This is a genomic window from Candidatus Liberimonas magnetica, from assembly GCA_020523885.1.
In the GTDB taxonomy this organism is placed as follows: domain Bacteria; phylum Elusimicrobiota; class Endomicrobiia; order Endomicrobiales; family JAFGIL01; genus Liberimonas; species Liberimonas magnetica.
In genome coordinates, this window is the sequence record JAJAPY010000004.1 from 42,107 (window position 1) to 45,027 (window position 2,921).

At 38.0% G+C, this 2,921-nt stretch carries 2 protein-coding genes; both read right to left on the bottom strand.

The features are described from left to right. Positions 1-62: 62 nt before the first annotated feature. Entirely contained in the window at positions 63-2,237 is a 2,175-nt protein-coding gene (locus LHV68_04425) for a tetratricopeptide repeat protein (protein MCB4791114.1), read from the bottom strand. A gap of 174 nt (positions 2,238-2,411) precedes the next feature. After that, the gene (gene rimI / locus LHV68_04430) at positions 2,412-2,858 is read right to left on the bottom strand and encodes a ribosomal protein S18-alanine N-acetyltransferase (GenBank protein ID MCB4791115.1); all 447 of its coding nucleotides are present in this window, start codon (positions 2,856-2,858) and stop codon (positions 2,412-2,414) included. Positions 2,859-2,921: the final 63 nt, after the last annotated feature.

Here is a 2,921-nt window from a genome sequence, read left to right on the forward strand (position 1 = left end):
CAACAAAATAAATTCAAAATCCCAGATATTTTTTGTCATTTGTCATTGTTTTGTTTGTCATTTTACTGCTTGTTTTCCCCTTGTTTTATTATCTCTTTTTCAAAAGGGGTGAATACACCGTCCTCTATTGAATTGTTTATGTCAAAATCCTTTATTTTTATCTGCGCGGATATATTTTTATCCGGCAGATAGATATTTATATCTAAAGGCAGGTATAGGCCTTCATATTGGACCTGTTTTCTAAAAGCTATTTCCATTTTATTGCTTTCTTTGTATTCCTTTATGGCACCGGTCCTGGAATCGATCACCAGGGCCATGGCGTCCAGTCTATACGTATACAGGTTACGTTTGACAGAAACGGCCGTCCTGTCAGAATCGAACTTTGCAAGAATTTCCGTATTAAAATAAGCTTTAACCCTGTCCAGGCAATCAAGGTTAAAGACAGAGTCATTTTCCTGGAGGTCTTTGGGATAGATCTTTAGGCCTTTATTCTGGACAATTACCACATGAGGCATTAAAAAATTCCCGAGTATGTCAACTCTCCATCTGGCAGGGCGCTTATACTGGAATGTCCCGAAAGAATAGAAATTTACGCCGGAATTCCTGCCTGTTATGGAGAAATTAGATCTCAGTGAACTTACCTGAAGTAAATTTCCTATGGCCCGTTTGAGCAATTTTCTCTGAACGGTCTTCGGTAAAACAAATTTTTCCAATGCCTTTATTTTTTTTAACACATTTTTATTTTTTTGGTCCAAACTTGAGGACTTCTGATAAGCATCCCAGGCATCTGCTGTTTTGTTTAATTTCATGCTCACATCGCCTACATGTTCAAAGACAACAGGGTCATTGATCTTTTCGGAGGCATCTATCAAATACTTTTCCGCTTTCTCAAATTCCCCTTTATTAAAATACAGCCAGCCCAAAGAGTCTATATAGGCACCGTTATCAGGGCCAAGAGCAAGCGCTCTTTTTATAAGGCTTTCTGCCTCGGTCAGGTTGATCCCGCGGTCTATATAAGAATACGCGAGGTAATTAAGGGCTGTGGAATTTTTCGGGTCCAGCTCAATTGATTTTTTAAGCATAAGCTCAGCTTTATCAAATTTTTTCCAGGTGTCATACAAAACGCCGAAATGGAAATAGATTTCATCAAAATCAGGTTTTAACTCCAGGGCTTTAATAAGCATTTTTTCTGCATCTTTATAATTATCCATGTCAAAATAGGCAAGCCCCAGCAAATAATATGAATTTGCGTTGTTGGGTTCAAGTTTAGCGACTTTTTTTAAGCATTTTAAGGACTCTTTCATATTTTTAGAAGCAGAATAATAAAAGCTAAGGCGCGTAAGGATAGCAGCATTTTCTTCTTTTTCGCGTATGGCTTCAAAATATTTTATGGCTTCTTTCCAGTCTTTTTTATGTTCAGCCATTATCCCGAGCCAGAAATTAATATTAGTATCCTGCGGCTTGATTTTTAAGGCTTCCAGAAAAACGCCTTGAGCTTCCTCATACATCTTTAAACGATAATACAGCCCGCCAAGATAGAGAAGGACATTGACATTATCCGGCGCTAATTCCAAATATTTTTTAAATTCGTTTATAGCCTCAGTGAAATTTTCCTGTTTTTCATAGATATTCGCTAAAGCCAGGTACATTTCAGCTCCGTTCGGTTGCAGTGAAATTGCCTTTTTAAAGGATTCTACAGCGTCGTCCAACTGCCCCAGTTTTTCCTGTGCTGTGCCGAGCTGAAAGTAAGCCGGCGCTGAATCTGGCTTTTTTTCTATAAATTTTTTCCAGTAGTAAATAGCCTGGGGCAGGTTCCTGTCGGAATAATAAGCTGCGAGGTAAAGCAGGGCCGTTTCAGTGTCAGGTTCGATTTCCAGTATGCTCTCCCACAACTCCCTGGCCTTGTTGGGATTTCCGGAAACAAGATAAAAATTGCCCAAAAAAAGCTTGGTGTCAATATCCTTTCCGGATAATTCTTCAAGTTTTTGAGCAGCATAAAAAGATTGCGGTATCCTGCCGACCTGCCAGTAAAGGCTTGTCAACTGCCGGTAAACATCTATAGCTTTATCATCAATTTTTAATACATGTTCATATTCTTTGATCGCGCGGTCAAAATCCCCTGAACGGCTGGCGATAAGGCCGTTCAGATAGGATTGATAGGCTTCTTTGGAAACAGCCTGTAAATTAATCGGAACAACCAAGCTATAGATAAGCAGTAATGATATAATTTTTTTCATTTAATTCCCTTATTTTGAATGTTAGTTATTACCTTGAATTAAAATCCTAAACCCTAAATTTAAAACTCTAAATAAATTCAAATGCTCAAAACTTAAAAATTTAAACAAAAAATTCAATTGTTTTTTATTTTTGGTTATTTGAGTTTGTTTAGTGTTTAGAGTTTAGTTCTGGGCTTATAAGTTTTTTTCCATCAGTATCGCGCCTTCATTCCTGTAATATTTTTCTCTAAAACCTACTGCCTTAAATCCCGCTGATTTATAAAGTTTCTGAGCTACTGTATTGCTTTCGCGGACTTCAAGCAATGCTTTCCTTGCGCCCTTAATACACATATCTTCCACTAAAAACTCCAGGGCCTTGCTGCCAAGCCCTTTATTCCTGTAATCAGGATGTACGGCAATGTTCGTTATATGAGCTTCATCAAGTATGAGCCAGCCTGCGGCATAGCCTGCGATCTTATTTTCAAACTTTAAAACAAAAAATCTGGACAGAGGAAGAGATAATTCACGTTCAAACATCTCTCTTGTCCAGGGCTCAGGAAAAGAAACTTTCTCAATCTCCAGGATTTCGCTTATATATTCCCTTTTCAGAGGCAAAAATTCCAAATTCAAAGCACCGTTCATTTTGGGAAGTTATTTTATCAAAATAAGCAAATACTTTCAAGAATCAGGGGGGAGGGATTCAGG